Origin of the sequence: Criibacterium bergeronii (assembly GCF_001693775.2) — a bacterium.
Taxonomy (GTDB): domain Bacteria; phylum Bacillota; class Clostridia; order Peptostreptococcales; family Filifactoraceae; genus Peptoanaerobacter; species Peptoanaerobacter bergeronii.
The window spans coordinates 15,746-39,895 of the sequence record NZ_MBEW02000010.1 but is presented as its reverse complement, the minus strand read 5'-3'; the positions used below and the strand labels follow the sequence as shown (position 1 = coordinate 39,895).

At 49.9% G+C, this 24,150-nt stretch carries 24 protein-coding genes; 18 read left to right on the top strand and 6 right to left on the bottom strand.

Translation table 11 applies throughout. From position 1 onward, the window contains the following. Positions 1 to 24: 24 nt before the first annotated feature. The 4 genes from BBG48_RS06125 to BBG48_RS06105 all read right to left on the bottom strand — a co-directional run bounded on the left by BBG48_RS06125 (position 25) and on the right by BBG48_RS06105 (position 3,243). Positions 25 to 483 carry a MarR family winged helix-turn-helix transcriptional regulator gene (locus BBG48_RS06125; RefSeq protein WP_060458578.1) on the bottom strand — a complete coding sequence of 153 codons (459 nt, stop codon included), beginning with the start codon at positions 481 to 483 and terminating at the stop codon, positions 25 to 27. Between the two features lie 387 nt (positions 484 to 870). Beyond that, positions 871 to 1,248, bottom strand: a complete 378-nt coding sequence (locus tag BBG48_RS06115) for a hypothetical protein (protein WP_158527909.1) — start codon at positions 1,246 to 1,248, stop codon at positions 871 to 873. Between the two features lie 3 nt (positions 1,249 to 1,251). After that, positions 1,252 to 1,470: a helix-turn-helix domain-containing protein gene (locus BBG48_RS06110; protein WP_068914283.1), complete on the bottom strand. Its 219-nt coding sequence runs from the start codon at positions 1,468 to 1,470 to the stop codon at positions 1,252 to 1,254. A 243-nt stretch (positions 1,471 to 1,713) separates the two neighbouring features. Then, entirely contained in the window at positions 1,714 to 3,243 is a 1,530-nt protein-coding gene (locus BBG48_RS06105; RefSeq protein WP_456297790.1) for a recombinase family protein, read from the bottom strand. A 119-nt stretch (positions 3,244 to 3,362) separates the two neighbouring features. On the opposite strand from BBG48_RS06105, the gene BBG48_RS06100 reads away from it, so the two are divergent. The 18 genes from BBG48_RS06100 (at position 3,363) to BBG48_RS06015 (ending at position 22,221) form a co-directional block, all read left to right on the top strand. Beyond that, entirely contained in the window at positions 3,363 to 3,539 is a 177-nt protein-coding gene (locus tag BBG48_RS06100; protein ID WP_243446752.1) for a hypothetical protein, read from the top strand. A 128-nt stretch (positions 3,540 to 3,667) separates the two neighbouring features. Then, positions 3,668 to 4,612: a DUF6017 domain-containing protein gene (locus BBG48_RS06095; RefSeq protein ID WP_002604485.1), complete on the top strand. Its 945-nt coding sequence runs from the start codon at positions 3,668 to 3,670 to the stop codon at positions 4,610 to 4,612. A gap of 36 nt (positions 4,613 to 4,648) precedes the next feature. Then, a complete protein-coding gene (locus BBG48_RS06090) occupies positions 4,649 to 5,122 on the top strand; it encodes a PcfB family protein (RefSeq protein ID WP_002604484.1) in 474 nt (157 codons plus the stop codon). After that, positions 5,119 to 6,900, top strand: a complete 1,782-nt coding sequence (locus BBG48_RS06085; protein WP_002604483.1) for a VirD4-like conjugal transfer protein, CD1115 family — start codon at positions 5,119 to 5,121, stop codon at positions 6,898 to 6,900. The genes BBG48_RS06090 and BBG48_RS06085 overlap by 4 nt, the downstream gene beginning before the upstream one ends. A 67-nt stretch (positions 6,901 to 6,967) precedes the next feature. Then, positions 6,968 to 7,183, top strand: a complete 216-nt coding sequence (locus BBG48_RS06080) for a Maff2 family mobile element protein (protein ID WP_002604482.1) — start codon at positions 6,968 to 6,970, stop codon at positions 7,181 to 7,183. A 73-nt stretch (positions 7,184 to 7,256) separates the two neighbouring features. Next, complete coding sequence (locus BBG48_RS06075) at positions 7,257 to 8,120, top strand: VirB6/TrbL-like conjugal transfer protein, CD1112 family (protein WP_002604481.1); 864 nt, start codon at positions 7,257 to 7,259, stop codon at positions 8,118 to 8,120. A gap of 10 nt (positions 8,121 to 8,130) precedes the next feature. After that, positions 8,131 to 8,679, top strand: a complete 549-nt coding sequence (locus tag BBG48_RS06070; RefSeq protein WP_002604480.1) for an MT-A70 family methyltransferase — start codon at positions 8,131 to 8,133, stop codon at positions 8,677 to 8,679. A gap of 1 nt (position 8,680) precedes the next feature. Continuing rightward, positions 8,681 to 9,073, top strand: a complete 393-nt coding sequence (locus tag BBG48_RS06065; protein WP_002604479.1) for a PrgI family protein — start codon at positions 8,681 to 8,683, stop codon at positions 9,071 to 9,073. After that, positions 9,033 to 11,429, top strand: coding sequence for a VirB4-like conjugal transfer ATPase, CD1110 family (locus BBG48_RS06060; protein WP_002604478.1), 2,397 nt, complete (start codon positions 9,033 to 9,035; stop codon positions 11,427 to 11,429). Before BBG48_RS06065 ends, BBG48_RS06060 begins: the two co-directional genes overlap by 41 nt. Then, a complete protein-coding gene (locus BBG48_RS06055; RefSeq protein ID WP_002604477.1) occupies positions 11,426 to 12,382 on the top strand; it encodes a DNA-methyltransferase in 957 nt (318 codons plus the stop codon). Before BBG48_RS06060 ends, BBG48_RS06055 begins: the two co-directional genes overlap by 4 nt. Beyond that, positions 12,379 to 14,349 (top strand): C40 family peptidase, encoded by a 1,971-nt coding sequence (locus tag BBG48_RS06050; protein ID WP_002604476.1) that lies wholly within the window; start codon positions 12,379 to 12,381, stop codon positions 14,347 to 14,349. Before BBG48_RS06055 ends, BBG48_RS06050 begins: the two co-directional genes overlap by 4 nt. Before the next feature lie 13 nt (positions 14,350 to 14,362). Continuing rightward, a complete protein-coding gene (locus BBG48_RS06045; RefSeq protein ID WP_002604475.1) occupies positions 14,363 to 15,085 on the top strand; it encodes a phosphoadenosine phosphosulfate reductase domain-containing protein in 723 nt (240 codons plus the stop codon). 6 nt (positions 15,086 to 15,091) lie between these two features. Further along, positions 15,092 to 15,358, top strand: a complete 267-nt coding sequence (locus BBG48_RS06040) for a DUF4315 family protein (protein WP_002584965.1) — start codon at positions 15,092 to 15,094, stop codon at positions 15,356 to 15,358. Continuing rightward, entirely contained in the window at positions 15,348 to 16,097 is a 750-nt protein-coding gene (locus BBG48_RS06035; RefSeq protein ID WP_002584964.1) for a DUF4366 domain-containing protein, read from the top strand. Before BBG48_RS06040 ends, BBG48_RS06035 begins: the two co-directional genes overlap by 11 nt. Beyond that, entirely contained in the window at positions 16,094 to 18,169 is a 2,076-nt protein-coding gene (locus BBG48_RS06030; protein WP_002584963.1) for a type IA DNA topoisomerase, read from the top strand. Before BBG48_RS06035 ends, BBG48_RS06030 begins: the two co-directional genes overlap by 4 nt. Continuing rightward, entirely contained in the window at positions 18,166 to 18,534 is a 369-nt protein-coding gene (locus BBG48_RS06025) for a cysteine-rich VLP domain-containing protein (protein ID WP_002584962.1), read from the top strand. Before BBG48_RS06030 ends, BBG48_RS06025 begins: the two co-directional genes overlap by 4 nt. A 125-nt stretch (positions 18,535 to 18,659) precedes the next feature. Beyond that, positions 18,660 to 22,007, top strand: a complete 3,348-nt coding sequence (locus tag BBG48_RS06020; protein WP_002584961.1) for a YodL domain-containing protein — start codon at positions 18,660 to 18,662, stop codon at positions 22,005 to 22,007. A 4-nt stretch (positions 22,008 to 22,011) separates the two neighbouring features. Next, positions 22,012 to 22,221 (top strand): transposon-transfer assisting family protein, encoded by a 210-nt coding sequence (locus tag BBG48_RS06015; RefSeq protein ID WP_002584960.1) that lies wholly within the window; start codon positions 22,012 to 22,014, stop codon positions 22,219 to 22,221. A 201-nt stretch (positions 22,222 to 22,422) separates the two neighbouring features. On the opposite strand, the gene BBG48_RS06010 is transcribed toward BBG48_RS06015, so the two are convergent. Beyond that, positions 22,423 to 23,757, bottom strand: coding sequence for a relaxase/mobilization nuclease domain-containing protein (locus tag BBG48_RS06010; RefSeq protein ID WP_002584959.1), 1,335 nt, complete (start codon positions 23,755 to 23,757; stop codon positions 22,423 to 22,425). Beyond that, entirely contained in the window at positions 23,718 to 24,047 is a 330-nt protein-coding gene (locus BBG48_RS06005) for a plasmid mobilization protein (RefSeq protein WP_002584958.1), read from the bottom strand. The genes BBG48_RS06010 and BBG48_RS06005 overlap by 40 nt, the downstream gene beginning before the upstream one ends. Positions 24,048 to 24,150 lie beyond the last annotated feature (103 nt).

Here is a 24,150-nt window from a genome sequence, read left to right as displayed (position 1 = left end):
TTGAAAAAAATTCTAATGTCATGCTTATATTTCATTATTTTTTCCCTCTGCTTTTCCGAGTAGCTTTACAAACAAGGCGGCATCTTCATTAAATCGCTTCATACGTTCTATCCCCATCTCATCAATTGCATTCATTTCCACTTTTCGAAGTTTAGACAAAATGGTTTTTGCATATTCTTTTCCCTTTGGTGTAAAGCAGATTGTCTTGCGCCTTTTGTCTGTCCGCATAGGAGACAATTCGACCAAGCCCTGTTTTTCAAAATCTTTCAAAATCATGTTCACTGTCTGCTTGGGAACCAACCATCTTTGACTGATTTTTTTCTGTGTGCATTCTTCCTTACTATTATAAATCGCAGAAAGCACTAACAGACTGTTGGCAGATAGTCCATTTGTCTTTGCCCATTCTTCATACATACAGTTCCATTCCTGCCATGTTGTATAGTATTGATTTAGTTGTTCCATAAATTGAATATTTTTTATCATAATATCCTCCTCACATTTAGTCTATATCCGTACTAAATCATTATAGTCCATAACCGTACTATTTGTCAAGAGGTAAAACTAAAAAAGCAACAGAGTTTTAAGCTCTGCTACTTTTCTGTATTTACGCAAAGATCATTTCTACTTCTAGAATCTCTCATGCACACGCTCGTATGTTATTCATTCGTCCAGTCCATTCTAAGGCGTTTTCCATCTTTATCTGTTCCGTGATACCCTATGCCTGTTTCACCTGCTCTGTGAGCGTTTCAAAGCGTTCCTATATGTTCGATTTTAAATTGTACCATTTATTTTATCCATACCATTTATTCTTTTTGTTAGAGTGAAAATTTTGTTTTTATCTATATAATTTTCTTTAAACAAATCAATATATTATTGCATATGTTGAAGTTTATTAGCTACTCTTATGAGTTCCTTATTTTTATATATAGCGATTTCTTTGCCATTGTACAAAATTCCAATTGTCTTTTTATATTTGCTTGAAATTATGTCTATATTTTTTATTAGCTCATCAATAAAAATTTGTTTGCTAATATCTCTTTCTTCTGATTTTGTTTCAAGGATTATTGCTACATCATTCATATTTTTAGGCAAATACCAACCATCTGGCTTATCTGAATATTCCTTAAAGCCTAATTGATTAAAAGTGGTTATTTGTCCAGTACCTTGATTGATGTTTTCTTCAATTTCATCAAAGCCTAATATTTCTTTTGCATAATCCCTAACTTGATTTTCTGTCCTTAAAGTCATTTTCTATTCCTCGTCACTAAAATCATCTTCAAAACTAATAATATCATTAGGTGTGCATGATAAAGCCTTACATATTCTTTCTAAATTCTTGAATGTAATTGGTTTATCCTTGCCCATTTGTGCCATAACATTTGTTGTAAGTCCTGCCATAGCTATTACATCTGTTTTCTTTAGTCCTTTTTTTGCTAACTGTATCCATAATGGTTTATAGTTAAGTGCCATAATATCCCTCTTTTTCTATTCATTAGATTTATTTAATTATAGCATAAATATTGATTTCGTTCAATCTTAAATTGATTTAGTAATTTGTTTTAGAGAATATGTTGTGTTATTCCGTCCTTATTTTGCCATAAATTGCTTTATTCCCTGCGACTTTGCTGATGTGTGATAAAGAAGTAGTAGAAGTGTAAAAAATTTTGCCGTTCCTATCCGGCGTTTGCGCATTGCGCCGGATAGGTCGGGCGGTCATTCGGGCAGGTCTACCTTGCCAACGAAAGAGTAATAAATATCAATGTCCTGTCTGCGTGTGCCGTTCTCGTCATAGCTGCACTCATGCACAACGATTTTCTCCACAAACTCACGCAAAAGGGTAGGGGTAAGTTCTTCAAAGCTGGTGTACTTGCGGACAACATTCATAAACTTTTCTGCGTTTACCGTGGCTTCCTGCGCTTTGGAAAGCTCTGCCCGGATAGCGGCGGCTCTCTCTTTCAGTTCTTTCTGCTCGGCTTCATAGTCTGCCGACAGCTCCGTGAAACGCTCGTCTGAAATGCGCCCGGTCACGCTGTCCTCATACAGCCGCTTGAAGATAGCGGATAACTCGCTGATACGCTTCTCGGCGGCTTCCAGCTCCTTTTTCCTTGCGGCGTTCCTGCGCTTGCCCCCGTCCTCGTTCTGCTCGATCAGCAGCTTCATAAACCGGGCTTCGTGCTTCGCTGCATAGCTGGTGACTTTCCGCAGATTGTCGGTCACTCCGGCGGTCAACAGGTCGGTGCGGATAAAGTGCGCCGTACAGTCACGGGTACGCTTCTTGTAGCTCCCGCAGATATAACAATCCTGCTTGCGGGTGGCGTTCTGGTAACGCTGCTGGTAAAGGACGCTGCCGCAGTCGGCACAAAAGAGTATGCCGGAGAATAAGCCCACTTCATCATAGCGGTTCGGGCGTTTGCGCTGCTTGCGTAACTCCTGCACACGCTCCCACATCTGGGTGTCAATGATAGGCTCATGGTGGTTCTCGAAAATCGCCTGTTTCTCAATGGGGTTCTCTACGCTGTGCTTGGTCTTGTAGGACGGCTTCTCCGTCTTGAAGTTTACCAGACAGCCCGTGTACTCCCTGTTTTCAAGGATATGTACCACGGTATTGGTCGCCCACTTGCACTCATAGCCGGGGTGGTAGCGGCGGGTGCTTCCCGTCCGACGGTATTCCAGCGTTCCCGGCGTGGGGATCTCCTGCTCTGTGAGCATACGGGCTATCTTGGTCGGCCCGTTCCCGGCAAGGCACAAGCTGTAAATCTGCCGCACAACAGGGGCGGCTTCCCCGTCAATGATAAAATTTTCGTCCTCGTCCATAAAGTAGCCGTATACGGGTTTGCTCGTGACGGGCTTCCCGCTCATACCCTTAGACCGTTTTACTGCTTTGATTTTCTTGCTCGTATCTCTCACCAGCCATTCGTTAAAAATGTTCCGCAGAGGGGCAAAATCATTGTCGCCCTGTGCGCTGTCCACTCCGTCATTGATAGCGATAAAGCGGACGCCTTTCTGTGGGAAAATCATTTCCGTATACATTCCCACTTGCAGATAGTTTCGCCCTAACCGTGACATATCCTTGACGATAACGGTGCCGACTTTTCCGGCTTCAATGTCCGCAAGCATGGCTTGAAAACCGGGTCTTTGGAATAATGAGGTGTGATAGCGATAGCGGCAAAAAGCTAATAAAATCAATGGTTTTGCGGACAGCGGATAGACAGGGAATGTGTTAAAAACTGAATACGCACACAAACGGCGTTACCTTAACCCCTTTGGGGGAGAAAGTAACGCCGTTTTTTTATGCCCGCAGGAAAGGAGGTGCAGCCGGAATGTATTTCACAAAGGGCAAGCAGCGGGCGTTTGAATTGCTCATGCAGCAGAAGCCGGGATTTGACCGCTATCAATCCGGTTGTGCCGGAGATGATGAAGATTGCGGCACTTGCCGTTTCTACCGCCCCGGGTGGAAATATGAGTTTTGCGTTTTCAAAGAGTGTCCCTATTGCCCCGGCAAAAGGACGCGGAAAACGCACGCCAGCATGGACAAATAGACGGGCAAAAGCCCTTGTGCCATGCGGCTTTGCAGACGCGAAAACGGCAAAGGGCATATTGCAATACCAAAACAGCCGAAAACGGCTTTCTAATTGTCCACGCATACCAAGAGAGGAAGTGAGGAAATATGGCAGTTTTCAGAGTGGAGCGAAATACGGGATATACCGTTATGAGCAACCACCACTTGCGAAACAAGGAATTGTCCTTAAAGGCAAAGGGCTTGTTGTCGCAAATGCTTTCGCTGCCCGAAGATTGGGATTATACCCTTGCGGGCTTATCCCATATCAACCGGGAGAAGATCGACGCAATCCGCGAAGCGGTAAAGGAACTCGAAAAAGCCGGATATATCGTGCGCAGCCGGGAGCGCGACGAAAAGGGACGCTTGCGGGGCGCAGATTACGTCATATACGAGCAGCCGCAGCCGCGAGAGCCGGAAGCAGCTACCAGCGGCGGACAGCCGCCTATATTGGATTTACCTACATTGGAAAATCCAACATTGGATAATCCAACGTTGGAAAAACCTACGCAGGAAAAACCTACGTTGGAAAATCCAACGCAATTAAATAAAGATATATTAAGTAAAGAACAATCAATTACTGATTTATCAAGTACCGATTCCATTCCTTTCCATTCCCTAAACCCCTTGCCCTTTGCGCATGGCGAAGCGGCTACGCCGCCGGAAAGGAAAAGAACGGAAGCGAAAAGCAATAGCGCAGTAGAGATTTACAGGGAGATTATCAAGGACAATATCGAATACGACCATCTCATTCAAAACTGCAAAATTGACAAAGACCGTTTGGACGAGATTGTTGACCTTATGCTGGAAACCGTCTGCACAGCCCGAAAGACAATCCGTATTGCCGGGGACGACTACCCCGCCGAATTGGTGAAATCCAAGTTTTTGAAGCTGAACAGCAGCCATATTGAGTTTGTTTTGGATTGCATGAGGGAGAACACAACCAAAGTGCGCAACATCAAGCAGTATCTAAAAGCGGTGCTGTTCAACGCGCCGAGTACCATTGACAGCTACTATACCGCCCTTGTCAATCACGACTTATACGGCGGCGAATGAGCATAGCCGCACTTTACCGGGAAAGGAGTTGATACCTTGCAGGAGGAAGTAACCCAAAAAACGATTGCCCTATACGTCAAAGTGGGAAAAGGCGCGGCGCGGCTTACCGAACAGGCGTTACAGAAAGCAATCCAAAAGTTTTTGGAGCAGAAAAGCAAACCCGCGCATGGGAAACAGACCATGCGGCAGCTTATGAAGCAGAACGCGGGTGTTTCCAACATCGAGATCACCGACAGCAATATTAAAGCCTTTGAGAGTACGGCGAAGAAATACAACATAGATTTTTCGCTAAAAAAGGTTAAGGGCGAGCAGACCCGTTACCTTGTGTTTTTCAAAGGCCGGGACGCGGACGTTATGACCGCAGCGTTTCAAGAGTTTTCCGCAAAGAAGCTGAACCGGGAGAAAAAGCCCTCTATCCGCAAAGCCCTTGCCGCTGCAAAGGACAAGGCGAAGCAGCTTAACGCCGCCCGCGACAAGGTAAAGAAAATGGACAGGGGGCGCGAGATATGAAGCAGATCAACTACAAAAAGCTGATACTTCCGAATATCCCCTATGTGTTCTTTGTCTATCTCTTTGATAAAGTCGGACAGGCGGTGCGGCTTGCCCCCGGCGCGGATATTTCTGCAAAGATACTGAATATCACACAAGGATTTTCCGCAGCCTTTGAAAACGCCTTGCCGAGCGTTTACCCGTTGGATTTGCTTGTCGGCATTGTCGGTGCGGTGATTATCCGCTTGATAGTCTATGTCAAAGGGAAAAACGCGAAGAAATACCGCAAGGGCGCGGAGTACGGCTCTGCCCGATGGGGAAACGCCGAAGATATAAAGCCCTACATAGACCCGGATTTCCAAAACAACATCATTTTGACGCAGACGGAACGGCTTACCATGAACAGCCGCCCGAAGCAGCCGAAGTACGCGAGAAATAAGAACGTCGTCGTGATCGGCGGCAGCGGCAGCGGAAAAACAAGATTTTTTGTCAAACCTAATCTAATGCAGCTTCATTCCTCTTACGTCTTAACCGACCCGAAAGGTACGGTTTTGATTGAGTGCGGGAAGCTGCTGCAACGGGCGGGCTACCGCATTAAGGTACTGAATACGATTAACTTCAAAAAATCTATGCACTACAACCCCTTTGTGTATATCCGCAGCGAGAAAGATATTTTGAAGCTGGTAAATACGTTGATAGCGAATACCAAAGGTGAGGGAGAAAAAAGCGCGGAGGATTTTTGGGTAAAGGCAGAACGGCTTTTGTATTGCGCGTTGGTGGGCTACATCTGGTACGAAGCCCCCGCCGAGGAAATGAACTTTATTACCCTGTTGGAACTTATCAACGCCAGCGAAGCCCGCGAGGACGACGAGGAATATCAAAGCCCCGTCGATTTGCTGTTTGCCGACTTGGAAGAACGCGACCCCGACCATTTCGCGGTGAAGCAGTACCGAAAATATAAATTGGCGGCGGGCAAAACCGCAAAATCAATCCTCATTTCTTGCGGTGCGAGGCTCGCTCCTTTTGATATAAAGGAATTGCGCGATCTTATGTCCTACGACGAATTAGAACTTGACACGTTAGGCGACAGAAAAACAGCTTTGTTTTTGATTATGAGCGATACGGACAGCACGTTTAATTTTGTTATCGCTATGCTGCAATCGCAGTTATTTAATCTCTTGTGCGACAAGGCCGACGACGAATACGGCGGCAAGCTGCCGGTTCATGTTCGCTGCCTGTTAGACGAGTTTGCAAACATTGGACAAATCCCGCAGTTTGAAAAATTGATTGCCACAATCCGCAGCCGGGAAATCTCGGCTTCTATCATTCTGCAATCGCAGAGCCAGCTAAAAGCCATTTACAAGGACGCGGCAGAAATCATACTTGACAATGCCGACAGCACCTTGTTTTTGGGAGGGCGCGGGAAAAATGCAAAGGATATTTCGGAGAACTTGGGACGTGAAACAATCGACAGTTTCAACACTTCCGAAAATCGCGGCACGCAGGTTTCTCATGGCCTCAATTATCAGAAATTGGGAAAGGAGTTGATGACACAGGACGAAATCGCAGTTATGGACGGAGGAAAATGTATTTTGCAGTTGCGCGGCGTGCGCCCCTTTTTCAGCGATAAGTACGATATAACGCAGCACCCGAACTACAAATACCTTTCCGACTTCGACAAGAAAAACGCTTTTGACGTTGAACGGTATATGTCCACCCGTCCGGCAATCGTAAAGCCCGACGAACCCTTTGACATATACGAAATAGATTTGTCCGACGAGGACGCAGCCGCCGAATAAAAACGGCGGCATTTTTATTTCCAACAACATTTTTTGAGCCGTTTTAGCGGCAGAAAGCGAGGTTTATATGGATTTTTTCAACAGCGCAGTTGACGTATTGCAGACTTTGGTAATCGCGCTTGGCGCAGGACTTGGCATTTGGGGCGGCATTAACCTCATGGAGGGGTACGGCAACGATAACCCCGGCGCGAAGTCGCAGGGCATGAAACAGTTGATGGCGGGCGGCGGCGTTGCCCTTATCGGCCTTACCCTTGTCCCGCTGCTCTCCGGCCTGTTTGGATAATGCCACAAACTAACACTACCCGCCGCGCTCTCCCGCTTCACGCGGGAGGGCGCGGGAAAGGAGGGATTAGCTTTTGATATGGCAGATGATTGAAGATTGGTTTCGCGGCATTTTGACAGACGGAATACTCTCTAATCTCTCCGGGCTGTTCGACAGCGTAAATACAGAGGTTGGAGAAATCGCAACGCAAGTCGGCACAACCCCCGCCGGGTGGAACGCGGGCATATTCAATATGATACGCAGCCTATCGGAAAACGTCATTGTGCCGATTGCGGGCGTTATCATTACCTTTGTCATGTGCTACGAACTAATCCAGCTTGTAATTGAGAAAAACAATCTGCACGATCTCGACACTTGGATTTTCTTCAAGTGGATTTTCAAAACCTTTGTTGCGGTGCTGCTGGTAACAAATACTTGGAACATCGTCATGGGCGTATTTGACATTACACAGAGCGTCGTCAACGACAGCGCGGGCGTTATCATATCCGACACAAGCATAGATATTGCAACCGTTATCACCGATATAGAAGCAAAGCTGGACGCTATGAGCGTCGGCGGGCTTTTGGGGCTATGGTTTCAATCACTCTTTGTGGGGCTTACCATGAAAGCGTTGTCTATCTGTATCATGCTGGTGGTGTACGGGCGCATGATTGAAATATACCTTGTAACGAGTATCGCCCCTATCCCCGTTGCGACAATGGTAAATCGTGAATGGGGCGGCATGGGACAGAACTACTTAAAATCCTTGCTTGCCCTCGGTTTTCAGGCTTTTCTAATTCTTGTGTGCGTCGGTATTTATGCGGTTTTGATACAGACAATCGCAGCAACCGATGACATATCCGGCGCGATCTGGTCTTGCATGGGCTATACCGTCCTCTTGTGTTTTACGCTTTTCAAAACGGGAAGCCTTGCAAAATCCGTATTCAGCGCGCATTAAGGGGGTGCAGATGAAGAAATACAAAATCATTTACGCCGATCCCCCTTGGAGATACGCGAGAAGCAAGGTACAGGGCGCAGCGGAAAAGCACTATCCCACTATGAGTATTGAGGAACTTTGCGCTTTACCCGTCAAAGAAATTGCGGATAAGGACTGTATTTTATTCCTATGGGCGACGTTCCCGCAGCTTAAAGAAGCGTTGCAGTTAATCAAGGCTTGGGGATTTACCTATAAATCCGTTGCCTTTGTATGGTTAAAGCAAAATCGGAAATCGCCCACTTGGTTTTATGGCTTGGGCTTTTGGACGCGAGGAAATGCGGAAATCTGCTTGCTTGCTACCAAAGGACACCCGAAGCGACAATCAAACAAGGTACATCAATTTATTATTTCCCCTGTTGAGCAGCACAGCAAAAAGCCGGATATAACGCGGGAAAAGATACTTGCCCTTATGGGCGACCTACCGCGTATTGAACTGTTTGCAAGGCAGCATACCCCTGGTTGGGACGTATGGGGAAATGAAATCAAAAGCGACATACGGTTTGCCGGAAAGGAGGTTTGAAATGGCGTATGTAACCGTCCCAAAGGATTTAACCAAAATCAAGAGCAAGGTAATGTTCAACCTTACCAAAAGACAATTACTCTGTTTCGGCGCGGCGGTGGCTATCGGGCTACCGCTATTCTTTTTGACAAAGGACAGCGCGGGAACGACAACGGCGGCTTTGTGCATGGTGCTTGCCATGCTGCCCATGTTCCTACTCGCTATGTACGAGAAGAACGGGCAACCGCTGGAAGTGATTATACGGCAATTTGTGGAAGTGAAGTTTCTTCGCCCCAAAGAGCGACCTTATCAGACCAACAATTTTTATACCGCCCTTGCGCGGCAGGAGCGATTAGATAAGGAGGTACGGGCGATTGTCAAAGGAAAAGGGAAAGACCCAAAACAAAAAGCGTAAACTTACGCGGCAGGAAAAGAAACAGATCGACGCGCTTATCCGGCAGTCAAAGGGCGACGGGAAGCCCCATACGGCGCAGGACAGCATACCGTTTGAACGAATGTATAAGGACGGGATTTGCCGCCTTGCAAACGGGCGGTATTCCAAGTGCATTGAGTTTGAAGATATTAACTATCAGCTTGCGCAGCCGGACGACAAGACCGCCATTTTTGAAGCCCTTTGCGATATGTATAACTCTTTTGACGCTTCTATCAGTGTGCAGCTTTCCTTAATCAGCCGCCATGCGAACAAGGAGGATTTCAAGAGCAGTATCACGATTGCCCCACAGAATGACGACTTTGACAGTATCAGAGCCGAATACACCGAAATGCTGCAAACACAGCTTGAACGCGGCAACAACGGGCTTATCAAGACAAAGTTTCTCACCTTTACCATTGAAGCAAAAGATATTAAATCGGCGCGGGCGCGGCTTGCCCGTATCGAAACGGACACCCTCAACCATTTTAAGGTGATCGGCGCGGCGGCGCGGGTATTGGACGGGAAGCAGCGGCTTGAAGTGCTGCATGGGCTTTTCCACCCGGACGGGGAACGCTTCAACTTTGCGTGGGAATGGCTACCCGTAAGCGGCCTTTCCGTCAAAGACTTTATTGCCCCGTCCTCTTTCCGTTTTGGCGACGGGCGAATGTTTCAAATGGGCGGGAAGTTTGGCGCGGTTTCCTTTTTGCAGATTGCCGCGCCGGAACTTTCAGACCGTATGCTTGCCGACTTCATGGAAGCGGAAAACGGGATTGTCGTCAATCTGCACATTCAGAGTATCGACCACAACGAAGCGATCAAGACGATCAAGCGGAAAATCACCGACCTTGACCGTATGAAAATCGAGGAACAGAAAAAGGCAATCCGCAGCGGCTACGATATGGATATAATTCCGTCCGACCTTGCCACCTACGGCGGCGAAGCGAAAAACCTTTTGCGGGATTTGCAGAGCCGGAACGAGCGAATGTTTTTGCTTACGCTGTTAGTTTTGAATGTGGCAGACACAAAGCAGAAATTGGACAACGACGTATTTCAGGCCGCAAGTATCGCACAGAAATACAACTGTATGCTCACCCGCCTTGACTACCGGCAGGAACAGGGGCTTATGTCCTCTATCCCATTGGGCGAAAACCTAATCCAAATCCAGCGGGGCTTGACGACTTCCAGCACCGCCATTTTCGTCCCCTTTACGGTACAAGAGCTGTTCCAAAGCGGCGAAGCGTTGTATTACGGCTTAAACGCATTATCGAATAACATGATTTTGTGCGACAGGAAAAGGCTGAAGAACCCTAACGGCTTGATACTCGGCACACCCGGCAGCGGCAAGAGTTTTTCGGCAAAGCGCGAGATCACCAACGCTTTTCTCATTACCGCAGACGATATTATCATTTGCGACCCGGAAGCGGAATATTACCCCCTTGTGGAACGGCTGAAAGGGCAGGTTATCAAGGTTTCGCAGAACAGCACGCAGTACATTAACCCGATGGATATAAACCTCAATTACAGCGAGGGCGACACGCCCATAGCCTTAAAGAGCGATTTTATCCTTTCCTTTTGCGAGTTGATTATGGGCGGCAAAAACGGGCTGGAAGCGGTTGAAAAGACTTTGATTGACCGCGCCGTTATCAGCGTGTACCGCAGCTACCTTGCAGACCCGAAGCCGGAGAATATGCCGATTTTGGGCGACCTCTACAATGAAATCAAGAAGCAGCCGGAAAAGGAAGCGCAGCGTATCGCGTCGGCATTGGAACTCTATGTAAATGGCAGTTTGAACGTGTTTAACCACCAAACAAACGTTGACATTCACAACCGCCTTGTCTGCTTTGATATTAAAGAACTCGGCACCCAGCTACGAAAACTCGGTATGCTCATTGTCCAAGATCAAGTTTGGAACAGAGTTACCATAAACCGCAGCGAAGGCAAGGCGACGCGGTACTATATCGACGAGTTTCATTTGCTGCTCAAAGAGGAACAGACCGCAGCGTACAGCGTTGAGATTTGGAAGCGTTTTAGAAAATGGGGCGGTATTCCGACAGGTATCACCCAAAACGTGAAAGATTTGTTATCGTCCCGCGAGGTGGAGAACATTTTTGAAAACAGCGATTTTGTGTATATGCTCAACCAAGCCCAGGGCGACAGGGAAATCCTTGCAAAGCAGCTTAACATTTCGCAGCAGCAAATGACCTATGTAACCCATTCCGACGCGGGCGAGGGGCTTATCTTCTATGGCAACGTGATTTTGCCCTTTATTGACCGTTTCCCGCAAGATACGGAACTCTATCGTGTAATGACGACCAAACCCGGCGAGGTGTCGGCATGAGGATAGAAATGGACAAAATCTATTGCGGCGACAGCTTGCAGGTGCTTCAAACCTTGCCGGAAAATGCAGTTGATTGTTGCGTAACGTCCCCACCCTACTATGCCTTGCGGGACTACGGCGCAGACGGGCAGATCGGACGGGAAGCAACGCCGGAGGAATATGTTTCCCGTATTACGGCGGTATTCCATGAGGTAAAGCGGGTGCTTACGCCGGAGGGTACTTGTTGGCTGAATATCGCGGACACTTATTGCGGCACAGGCAGCAAAGCCGACCACCAAGACCCCAAATACCCCAAAGGCAGGAACGGGCAGCAAGTGGCGTTTAACCACCGCGCCCCCGGCTGCAAGCCCAAAGATTTAATTGGTATTCCGTGGCTTGTAGCCCTCGCCTTGCGGGGCGACGGTTGGTATTTGCGCAGTTCTATCATTTGGCACAAAACAAACCCCATGCCGGAAAGCACGCGGGACAGGCCGACCCGCTGCTATGAATATGTGTTTCTGCTTACCAAGTCAAAGAAGTATTATTACGATTGGCAAGCAGTAGCCGAGCCGATAGCCCCCACAACGGCGGGGCGGCTGAAAAGCGGAGTTAGCAAAGGAAATAAGTATAACGTTACTGTTCCGGGGCAAAACCAACCGCAGAAAATCAACCGCCCCCGCGAAAAGGGCGCATACGCCGACGAGTTGATTTCTCCCGTCCGCAGCCGCCGCAACGTTTGGCAGATTAACAATGTCGGCTATCATGGCGGGCATTTCGCAGCGTTCCCGCCGAAACTTGCGGAAACGTGCATTTTGGCGGGCTGTCCCATCGGCGGGATTGTCCTTGACCCCTTTTTCGGCAGCGGCACGACGGGCATGGTAGCAAAACGGCTTAACCGCCGCTATATCGGCATTGAGTTAAACCCCGACTATTGCGAACTTGCAAAACAGCGGATTGGAGGTGATGAAGATTGAGCAAGGAACTGAAAGCCCCCGACAAGGTAACGCAAAAAATGACCCGCGACGGTGCGGTTGCGGAAAACCTCACGACGGGCGAAACGTCCAGTATCAGCGAAAGGCCGCAGGAAGAAAACTATTCAGCCCCCGCAGGGGTGGCAGCGGAAAAGGTTGTGCAGCATATCGGCGCAGAGATTGAGCGACACGCAGCAAAAGGCGCGGAGAAAAAAGCCCTTGACGCGACGCAGCCTAAAACCCATTCTTCCCGCTTGCAGTTTTCCGAAGCGGAACGGGCAACGCCGGAACTTCAAAAAGCGATCAAGAAATCGGATAAGGCGGCAGACTGTTTAGACGCAGCGCGGGCGGCTATCCCCAAGCAGACCAAAATCAAGAAAGAGCGCGTTTTTGACGAAGCGAAAGGCAAGGCAAAGACGCGCCTTTCCTTTGAAAAGACGGATAAGCCCCCAAACGGCAAGTTGCGGCATAACCCCTTATCCCGTCCGGCACAGGAGTTAAACAGTACCGTACATGGGAAAATCTACGAGGTAGAGAAAGAAAACGTCGGTGTGGAAAGCGGGCACCGGGTAGAACTTGCCGGAGAGAAAGCGGGCGGCATGGCGGCGCGGGCAGTTAAGGGCGGCATACGCCGCCATAAGCTGAAACCCTACCGGGCAGCGGCGGCAGCGGAAAAACAAGCGGTAAAGGCAAACGCAGATTTTCTCTATCAAAAGGCGTTGCACGATAACCCCGCGCTTGCGCACTCCAACCCCATTTCCCGTTTTTGGCAGAAGCAGCGCATTAAAAAGCAGTATGCAAAAACGCTGAAAGCGGGCGGCAAAGCGAAAAAAACCGCTGAAGCCACCGCAAAGGCGGCGAAGAAAACCGCGCAGGAAACCAAACGGGCGACGTTCTTTGTTGTCCGGCATTGGAAAGGCTGCTTGATTGTGGGCGGGATTGCCTTTATCGTGCTGCTGCTTTTCGGCGGGCTGTCCTCTTGCTCCCTCTTTGGCGGCAACAGCGGCAGCGGCTTGATTGCGTCGTCCTATCTCTCCGAGGACGCGGATATAACGGGCGCGGAAAGCGCGTATGCCGCTATGGAAGCCGAGTTACAAGATATGCTGGACAATATCGAAAGCGAATACCCCGGCTATGACGAATACCGGGTAAACGCGGACGAGATCGAGCATGACCCCTATGTGCTAATTTCTATCCTTTCCGCGTGGCATGAGGGCGTGTTTACACTCGATGAAGTGCAAAGCACCCTTGAAATGCTCTTTGAGAAACAGTATATCTTGACGGTCGAGGAAGAAGTACAGGTACGCTACCGCACCGAAACAAGGACGGACAGCGAGGGCAACCCCTATACGGTTGAAGTCCCCTATAACTATTACATTCTTCATGTGGATTTGGAAAACTTCAACCTCTCCCATGTCCCCGTTTACATCATGGGCGAAGAACAGCTATCCATGTACGCTATGTATATGTCGTCGCTGGGAAACAGACCCGACCTTTTCCCGCAATCCGGCTATGTGTCTAAATACTATGAAAACCCGCCCGCCGATTATGAAGTACCCGCCGCGCTGCTGGGTTCCGATGAAAAGTTTGCGCGGCTCATGGAGGAAGCAGATAAATACGTCGGTTTTCCCTATGTGTGGGGCGGCAGCACCCCGGAAACCTCTTTTGATTGCAGCGGCTTTGTGAGTTATGTGTTGACGAACAGCGGCCTATACAATACGGGCAGACTTGGGGCGCAAGGGCTTTACAACATCTCAACCCCTGTTTCTAACCCGCAGCCGGGGGATTTGGTGTTCTTTACGGGTACATACGACACCCCCGGCGTTTCCCATGTGGGGATTTATGTGGGCGAGGACGGGGACGGAAGCCCCGTCATGCTGCATTGTGGCGACCCTATCCAGTATTCAAAGCTGGACACCAGCTATTGGCAATCCCACTTTTACGCCTACGGGCGGTTAAATTACAATTAAAAGGAGTTGAAAAATGAATATTGTATCTTTTGGCGGCGGCACGAATAGTGCCGCCTTACTTATTGGCCTATACAAGCACAAAATCCCGATTGACCTTATCACCTTTGCCGATACGGGCGCGGAACACCCGCATACCTATCAATTTATCGAGATAATCAATCAATGGCTTGCGGAACACGGTATGCCGCAGATTACCGTTGTGCAGTATGTTGACCGCTACGGCAACCGCCTATCTCTTGAAACCGAGTGCTTGCGCTCTCATACGCTCCCGTCGATTGCCTACGGGCATAAGCGTTGTTCGCAGAAACACAAAATCGCACCGCAGGAAAAGTTTTGCAACCACTATGCGCCTTGCCGCGAAGTATGGCAGCGCGGCGAGAAAGTCAACCGCTATATCGGCTATGACGCGGGAGAAGTGAAACGGTATGAACATTCCCGCAAGTACAACGAAGCCGACAAAAAATATCATAACCGCTACCCCCTCATTGAAGAATGGGGCTGGAACAGGGACGATTGTATCCGGGAAATCAAAGCGGCAGGATTGCCGCAGCCGGGTAAATCGTCCTGTTTCTTTTGTCCGAGCATGAAGAAACAAGAGATTTTATATCTCAAAGAACACTATCCCGATCTATTTAACCGGGCGGCGACTTTGGAAGAAAACGCTATGCCCTATCTTAAAACCGTTAAGGGATTGGGGCGCAGCTATTCATGGAAAGAACAGTTTGGAAAGGAGTAAATGACTATGGCGAACACGAAACTTGACCGTATCGAAAGGGATATTGAGAAAACGAGGGCAAAAATCCTTGAACAGCAAAAGAAGCTGAAAGACCTTGAAGCGCAGAAAGTCGAGGAAGAAAACGCGCAGATCGTGCAAATGGTAAAGGCGGTACACCTTGACGGGACGCAGCTTGCCGCGTTCCTCTCCGCTTACGCCAGCGGCGAAATCACCTTGCCGCAGCCGGAAGCCACTTACCCCGCCGAACAGGAGGACAACGACAATGAAGAATAAAAAGATAATCCGAAAGTTTACCGTATTGCTTGCCGCACTGGTTATCATGTGCGGCTTTTCTGTTACCGCTTATGCGGGCGGTGGCGATGAAAGCGACGACACGCCTACCCCCGTAACCGAGGAAACCCCCGCGCCGGAAACCGAGCCGGAAGAAACGACGGGCGGCTATGAGCCGCAGCCCCTTACCCCGGACGGGAATATGTCCCTTGTGGACGATATAACGGGTGAAGCGTCCGGCGACAAGCAGTTTATCACCGTCGTTACCAAAAGTGGCAACTATTTTTACATCATCATTGACCGCGCCGAGGACGGGGAAAATACCGTCCATTTCCTTAACCAAGTGGACGAAGCGGATTTAACCGCCCTTATGGAGGACGGGCAGACCGAAGCCCCCGTTTGTAGCTGCACCGATAAATGCGTTGCCGGAAGCGTCAACACCGCTTGCCCGGTTTGCAGCGTCAACATGAGCGAGTGCGCGGGTGTGGAAGCCGAGCCGGAGCCGGAAGAAACCGAGCAGCCGCCGGAAGAAGAAAAAGGCGGCGGCATGGGTATTCTGCTTGTCGTGCTGCTTGTTGCCGCAGCGGGCGGCGGCGCGTTCTACTACTTTAAGATTTTGAAGCCCAAAAAGGACGCGGCGAAAGGCAGCAGCAGCCTTGACGACCTTGATTTTGACGAGGACGACGAGGAAACGGAAGTAGTCGAAACCGAACAGACCGAGCAGGAGGACGATAATCTATGAAACTTGTAATTGCAGAAAAACCGAGCGTCGGGGCGGCGATTGCCGCCGTTATGGGCGCGAATGAAAAGCGCAGCGGATATTTTGAGGGCGGCGGCTACCTTGTGTCGTGGTGTATCGGGCATTTGATTAGCCTTGCAGACGCGGCGACCTACAATGAACAATTCCGTAAATGGAAGTACGACGATCTTCCCATTGTCCCGCAGGAGTGGCAGTTTATTGTTGCCAGCGGCAAGGAGCAGCAGTTTTCCATTCTCAAAGACCTTATGCACCGCAGCGACGTTACCGAGATTATCAATGCTTGCGACAGCGGGCGCGAGGGGGAACTCATTTTCCGCTTTGTCTATGAACAGGCGAATTGCAAAAAGCCCTTTTCCCGCCTTTGGATTAGCAGCATGGAAGCAAGTGCAATCCGCGAGGGCTTTTCAAATCTCAAAGACGGGCGCGGCTATGACAACCTCTATCAATCCGCGCTTTGCAGAGCAAAGGCCGATTGGCTCATTGGCATTAACGCGACCCGCCTTTTCTCTATCCTCTACCATAAAACATTGAATGTCGGCAGAGTGCAAACGCCCACCCTTGCTATGCTGGTAAACCGCGACTATGCAATCAGCAGCTTTAAGAAAGAGAAATATCATGTCGTCCGGCTGGACGTTGGCGGCGTTGCCGCCCTTTCCGAAAGGCAGGACGACGAAGCGGCGGCGCGGCAGATGAAAGCGGCTTGCGAGAAATCGCAGGCCGTTTGTACTTCCCTTAAAAAAGAGAAAAAGACCGCAGCCCCGCCGAAACTGTTTGACCTCACCGCCTTGCAGCGGGAAGCAAACCGTTTGTATGGGTTTACGGCGAAACAGACCCTTGACTATGCGCAAGCCCTTTATGAAAAACGGCTTTTGACCTATCCCCGCACCGACAGCAAATATATCACTTCCGATATGGAGGGCAGCACAAAGGAACTTATCACCGGCCTTTGCGCTGCTCTCCCCTTTATGCAGGGCGTGAAGCTGCAAGCCGACCTTGCGAGGATTTGCGACAACAGCAAAGTAACCGACCATCACGCCATTTTGCCGACAGCGGAGTTTGTGAAAACGGGCTTTTCTTCCCTTGCCGAAAGTGAGAAAAAGCTAATGACCCTTGTGTGCGCAAAACTGCTTTGCGCCGTTGCCGCGCCCTATGAGTATGAAGCGGTTACGGCGGTTTTCACTTGCGGCGGCTATACCTTTACCGCAAAGGGCAGGACGACGCTTTGCGAGGGTTGGCGCGAGATTGAAAGACTATCCCGCGCCGCGTCCGGGGAACAGGACGAGGACGCAGAGCCGGAAGCGGTTTTACCCCCGCTTGCCGAGGGGCAGACCTTTGACAATCCGGCAGCGGAGATCTCCGAACGTTACACGCAGCCCCCAAAGGCATTTACCGAAGATACGTTACTTTCGGCTATGGAGAGTGCGGGAAAGGAGGACACGCCGGAGGACGCGGAGCGCAAAGGGTTAGGCACCACCGCGACGCGGGCGGGTATCATTGAAAAACTCATTAGCGCGGGCTTTGCCGAGCGCAAGGGCAAAAAGCTAATCCCCACAAAGGACGGGTATAACCTTGTCGCTATTCTGCCCGACAGCCTTACGTCCCCGCAGCTTACGGCAGAATGGGAAACGCGCCTTACCGGGATTGCAAAGGGCAGCGACAGCCCCGCCGACTTCATGCGCGGGATTGAGGAAATGACAGCGGGGCTTGTCAAGACCTATTCCGCGATTTCCGAGGATAAAGCGAAGCTGTTTACCCCGCAGCGGGAAGCAATCGGCACTTGCCCCCGTTGCGGCGCGGCGGTTTACGAGGGCAAGAAAAACTTTTACTGCTCCGACAGGGCTTGCAGCTTTGTGATGTGGAAGAATGACCGCTTTTTTGAGCAGCGCAAAAAGGCTTTCACAAAGGCGATTGCCGCCGCCCTTTTGAAAGACGGAAAGGTAAAAATCAAAGGTATGTACTCGACCAAGACGGGAAAGACCTTTGACGGAGTTGTGCTGCTTGCCGACACAGGCGGCAAGTATGTAAACTTCCGCGTCGAGCAGAACCGAAAATGATAAGGCTTGATGAAAAGCAATACCGCGCCGTAAAGAAAATGACCCGCGCCGCTTGTGCAAACAACGATTGCGGGAATTGTCTGCTGCTGGACGACGGGGAAACTTGCGTTTGTGTGCAGAGTATCAGCTATTCGCTGCTATGCCGCTATTTCCGCGAAGCGGTATTACCCGCCGACAGGCAGCTTTGCGAACAGATCACCCGCAGCGGGGAAACCGATTTGAAGCGTTGCGCGGTATGCGGCAGCACGTTTGCGGCGGGCAGCAACCGGGCGAAATACTGCCCCGATTGCGCGGCAAAGATACGCCGCAGACAGAAAGCCCAAAGCGAGAGAAACAGGCGTTTACGGATAAAAACAACTACATAGCAAGCACAGCAAACGAGTACCCGTTTGCGAGAAATGCCCGCGCTTCCCATAGAGAGCGCGGGCATTTTGCTTGTTGGGATAGTCCCAAACCCTTATATGACCGAGAAAGGACGTGATGAAAGAATATGCCGTATTCCTCATACGACCATGACAAATTAGAAGCCGCCGAAACCATGCGGATAGAACGCCGGATATATTTTGAAGCAAAGGACAGGGAGATTGCCCCTTATGCTTCCTTGCCGATTGCGCAGCTACTTTCCATGCGCAGCGAAAGCGCGGCGGCAGAACAGGCGATTTTTGACGACCTTAAAGAACGCGCCGCCGCATGGGAAGAACAGGCGGGAAGAACGCTTTTGCTGGATAAAACACTTGAATATGTGAGAACGCCGCACGTCCAGCACACCGCTAACGAGTGGCAGACCACCGAGCATAACCGCCATATTCGCAGCAATCGGGTATATCAGATGAATTACTACATTTACGAGAATACCCGCTACGACAAAGAAGCGCAGAAATCTATCCCGTATTCATGGACGCTTACATGGAGCGTGCGCACCAACAGCCCAAGCAGAACCCAAGCGAAGATTGCCGGACAAGATAGAAAGGTTTTCACCGACAAGGCAGCTATGGAAAAGTATCTGAATGGGCGTATCAAAGCGTATGACCGCTTGTTTACGGAAATCTCCCCGCCTATCCCGCAGGAGTACGCCGACTATTTCAAAGTAAACGGTATGCTCATGCCGGACTACACCATAGAGGGCGAAGAACCCCCGCAGCAGCAACAGGCGGCAGCTATCCCCGAAAATACCGGGCAGGAAAAGGAGCGTGAACACATGAGCGAACAGTTTTCTATTATGATAGGCAACCGCAGCCGCTTTGACGCGGGCGACCCCGGCGGCTATTGGTTGGATATGCCCGCCACAAAGGAGCAGTTGCACGAAGCTATGCGGAACGTCGGCATTACCGCCGACAACCCGCAGGATTTTTCCATTCGCGGCTATTCCGACGACCCGGAGAAACATATTGCCTTGCCTTATGAAATGGTATGCGCCGCCGACGTGGACGAACTCAATTTTCTTGCGGCGCGGCTCGAACAGCTTGACCCCGCCGAGGTTGGCAAGCTGAACGCAGCTTTGCAGCAGAAAAACGGGCTTGCAAATATTGGACAGGTAATTGACTTCACCTACAACGTGGATTTTTACGTCCATATCCCCGAAGTACATAACTACCACGATTTGGGCGACTATTACTTAAATCAATCCGGCATGGTACAAATGCCCGAAGAATGGAAAGGCGGCATTGACCTTTCTACTTTTGGCAGGAACGCTGCCGCGCAGGAAAAAGGCGCGTTTACCGAGTACGGCTATATCGTGGAAAGCGGCGACGAGTGGGAACGGCAGTTTGAGGGGCGCGAAGTGCCGGAAGAATACCGCATTATGAGTTACCCGCAGCCGGAGCGCGGCGAACAGGACAAAGCCTATATGGACGCAGCCGAAACGCAGCAAGCAGACGCACAGGCCGCAGAGCCGCAGCAGCCCCGCCCCGTCGTCCCCATTATCCTTACTTCCGAAAAGCCCGCCGAAAAGGTAAAGGAGATCACCGCGCGTTTGGAACAGGGCGTACAGGCGATTTTTGACAGCGACCGCTACAAAGAGTTTCTAACCGCTATGTCAAAGTTCCATGATTATAGTTTGAATAACACTATCCTAATTGCTATGCAGGGCGGCAATTTGGTAATGGGCTTCCGTCAATGGGAAAAGGAGTTTGACCGCCATGTAAAGAAAGGCGAGAAAGGCATTAAAATCTTTGCCCCCGCGCCCTACAAGGTGAAAAAGCTGGTTGATAAAATCGACCCCGAAACGAGAAAGCCCATGCTTGACCGCGAGGGAAAAGTGGTAAAGGAAGAAAAGGAAATCACCGTCCCCGCCTTTAAGGTTATAACCGTCTTTGATATTTCGCAGACCGAGGGCAAGGAGTTTCCCGACCTTTCCGTTAAACCGCTGCTTGCCGATGTGGAGCAGTACGAGGATTTTTTCGCCGCCCTTGAAAAAGCGTCCCCCGTCCCGATTGCATTTGAGCAGATCACAAATGGCGCAAATGGGTATTTCAGTTTGACCGACAAGCGTATTGCAATCAAAGAGGGCGTGAGTGAATTACAGGCGGTAAAGACCGCCATTCACGAAATCGCCCATGCGAAGCTGCACGACGTAGACTTAAACGCCCCGCCGGAGCAGCAAAACCGCGTTGACCGCCATACCTGCGAGGTAGAAGCGGAAAGCGTCGCTTATACGGTTTGCCAGCATTTCGGCCTTGATACTTCCGATTACTCTTTCGGCTATGTGGCTGGTTGGAGCAGCGGCAAGGAAATGACCGAGTTAAAAGCGTCCCTTGAAACAATACAGACCACCGCAAAGGAACTCATTACCGAGATTGAGGGGCATTTTACCGAGTTGCAGCAGCAGCGGCAAGCCGAGCAGGAGCAGGGCGATACCTTTTCCATTTATCAGTTAAAGCGCGGGGACGAAACAAGGGACTTGCGCTTTGAGCCTTATGACCGTCTGCAAGCGGCTGGACTTACCATTGACCGGGTAAATTATGAACTCGTCTATACTGCACCGCTTACAAAGGATATGACGCTGGGCGACATTTGGGAAAGGTTTAATATCGACCACCCCGCCGACTTTAAGGGGCATAGCCTTTCCGTTTCCGACATTGTTGTGCTTCATCAGAACGACGAGGACACCGCCCACTATGTAGACAGTATCGGTTTTCAGCAAGTGCCGGAGTTTTTGCAGGAGCAGCAGACCCCCGTATTTGACAAGCTGCCGCCCGAACAGCAGCAAGCCTTGTCCGACACCGTACAAGACACTTTGCAAATGCTGGTTGACGCAGACAAGCGGATTTATGGCGACGTTACGGGCAAGACCCTTGAAGCAATCGCGGCGCAAGGATATTCCTACAAGGACGGGCAGCTTGAAAAGCAGCAGCCGGAAGCGACCCCCGACAGCCTTTTGACGGGTGAAACCGTTAGAACGCCGAGGGGCAATTTTCATATTACCGATATGAGCCGTGAACAGATCGAAGCGGCGGGATTTGGTTTTCACCATGCGTCGGAGGACGGGAAGTATCTCATTATGGGGAATGGCACACAGGCTTATGCCATAGCCGCCGAGCAGCCGCAGCGGGATAATCCCTTAAAGCACGTCGAGGACACCATAGAGCAGAACGACAACAATTTTGACGGGCTTATCAACAATACGCCGCAAACGCCCACCGTTGCAGATTTTGAGCAGCGGGCAAAGGCGGGGGAAGCGATTTCCGTTACCGACCTTGCAAAAGCGGTAAAAGCCGAGAAACGGGAACAGCCGCAGAAAAAACCGTCCATTTTGAAGAAGCTGGACGAATACAAGAAACAGGCGGCGCAGCAGCCGAAAGATAAACAGAAAGAGCATAAAAAGGATTTGGAGGTTTGATAGCATGAATACCCGCTTTACCATTGAGGAAGAAAACATTGTTGCGATCTACGCCGAGGACAGCCGGGAAACAACGCTTGAAAATATCCTTGCCGCCATGCCCTACATGGACGAGGATATGCGCCAGCTTGCCGCCGCAGCGGTGAACAAGCTGCAAGCCATGACGGACAGCGAGTTTTCCGAAAGGGAGTTTATCTTGACCGACGAGGAATAGCCCATAGAGAACAGGGGCGCGGTTGCCGATTTCCGGCACCGCGCCCCTGTTCTTTTTTTGTCCTTGCGTGGACAATTAGAAAGCCGTTTTTGCGGGTTTGAATATACTTTATCGTCTATGTCGTTTTCATGCGCTGGAAGCCGCAGAAACACAGGCGTTTTCAGCCCTTAACATTCCACTTGCCACCCCATGTTTTGCGCCTTATCGCTCCTGCTCCCGCGCCCTGCTTTGGGACGGGTAAAGAATACTATCGACGTTCTTTTTGACAACGCCGTATTCCTGCATTTGCTTCTTGGCTTGCCGATAATCTTCATACAATTTGGTTTTCCTGTCGTTTAAGCTTCTATACTCCTTGCGCAGCGCGGCGAGATCGGGCAGCTTCTTTATCTGCATTTCCTTTAATGCCCTTGCCGCAGCTTCAAACAGGATAATTTCGCTTTCATGCCCCCGCAGATACTTTTCCTTGTCCGGCGATTTTCGGTATTCATCGTAAATCGGTTTTAACTGTCGGTATGTGGTGGTGTGCTTGATAAGCAGCGACAAATCAGACATACGCTGTTCCACTTCCTTAACCGCCTTTGCCGCCGCGTCATGAGCGGTCATAATATCGGCTATCTTGCTTTCAAGTTCGCTATAATACTCAATCTTGTTTTCGGTTAGGAAGTTCATGCTTTTAGCAGCCTGTTTCAGATTATGGATTTTTGCCCACCGTTCATAGCCCGCCGACTGTTGGGCTTTGATACTGTTTTCAAGATCGACGACAAGCCGGATTTTCTTATCTTCCCGCAGCGTTTTTGTTTTGGCAACATACACGCCCTTGATACGCTCCTTTATCGCTTCTTCCGTATAGGCCGCGCCGAGCGTCTTTGTGCGGGTAAACCGTTCCTGTCCGGCAGCGCGAAAGGAAATGTATTTGCCCTGTTTGATTTCATACCCCATTTCCTGCAAGCGGCGCAGCAGTTCGTCAAAATCTTTCACTTGGGGAATGAGAGTATCTATCGCCGTTTTCAGCTTTGCTTTGTAGCTTGTCCCTTGCTTTTCGGCGGTGTATTCTGCATAGCTTTTTCCCTTGTCCTGTCCCGGTACGACGACGGATAGCCCATGCTCTTTACATATCCTGTCGCTGGTGCGCCGGATAAAGTGATAGCTTTGCTTGTTGGAATGGTACTTTTTGTAGTCAACGAAGCTAACCGCGTTGAAAATCAAGTGATTATGCAGATGGTCTTTATCGACGTGAGTTGTCAAAACAAACTCATACTTGCCGCCTAATACCGCCCCGGCAAGTTCCATGCCGATTTTGTGCGCTTCTTCCGGTGTGGTTTCTCCCACCGCAAAGGATTGTATCAAGTGCCGCCCTAAATGTGTGCCGCGATCTCCGGCAGCTTCCCGCGTCCATGCAAACTCAATATCGGCGGTTTCCAGCCCGCAGCCGAAAGAGGACGCAAGCAGCTTCCCGTCTGTCTTTTCGGGATTTAAGATATAGTCTATCGCAGCCTTTAAGGTTGATTTAATAGGGTGCGTCTTTGTAACCGCCATATCTCGTCCACCGCCTTTTTAATGTCCTCTATATCCTGCCTGTAAACCGTCCCCGTCGCATTGGCGCGTTTTGCAATTTGGTTGATGTTCCGGCTCACCGCTTGCAGTTCCCGGATATATGCTTTTGTGTCGCTTCGGTCAACGACAAGAATATACCCGTCTATCGCCATTTTACGGAAGTATGCCCCATACTGCTTTATGGGAAGCTGCTTCATCTTCTCGTCGATCAGCCGCTTTTCTTCTTCCGTAACGTAAAACTTCATCTGTATATTTCTCTTTCGGTTTTCCATTTCCGCACCGCCTTTCGGTATAAGGGTTTGGGATTATCCCAACAAGCATTTTCCGCAAACGGGTACTCGTTTGCTGTGCTTGCTATCTACTCCATACCCCCAC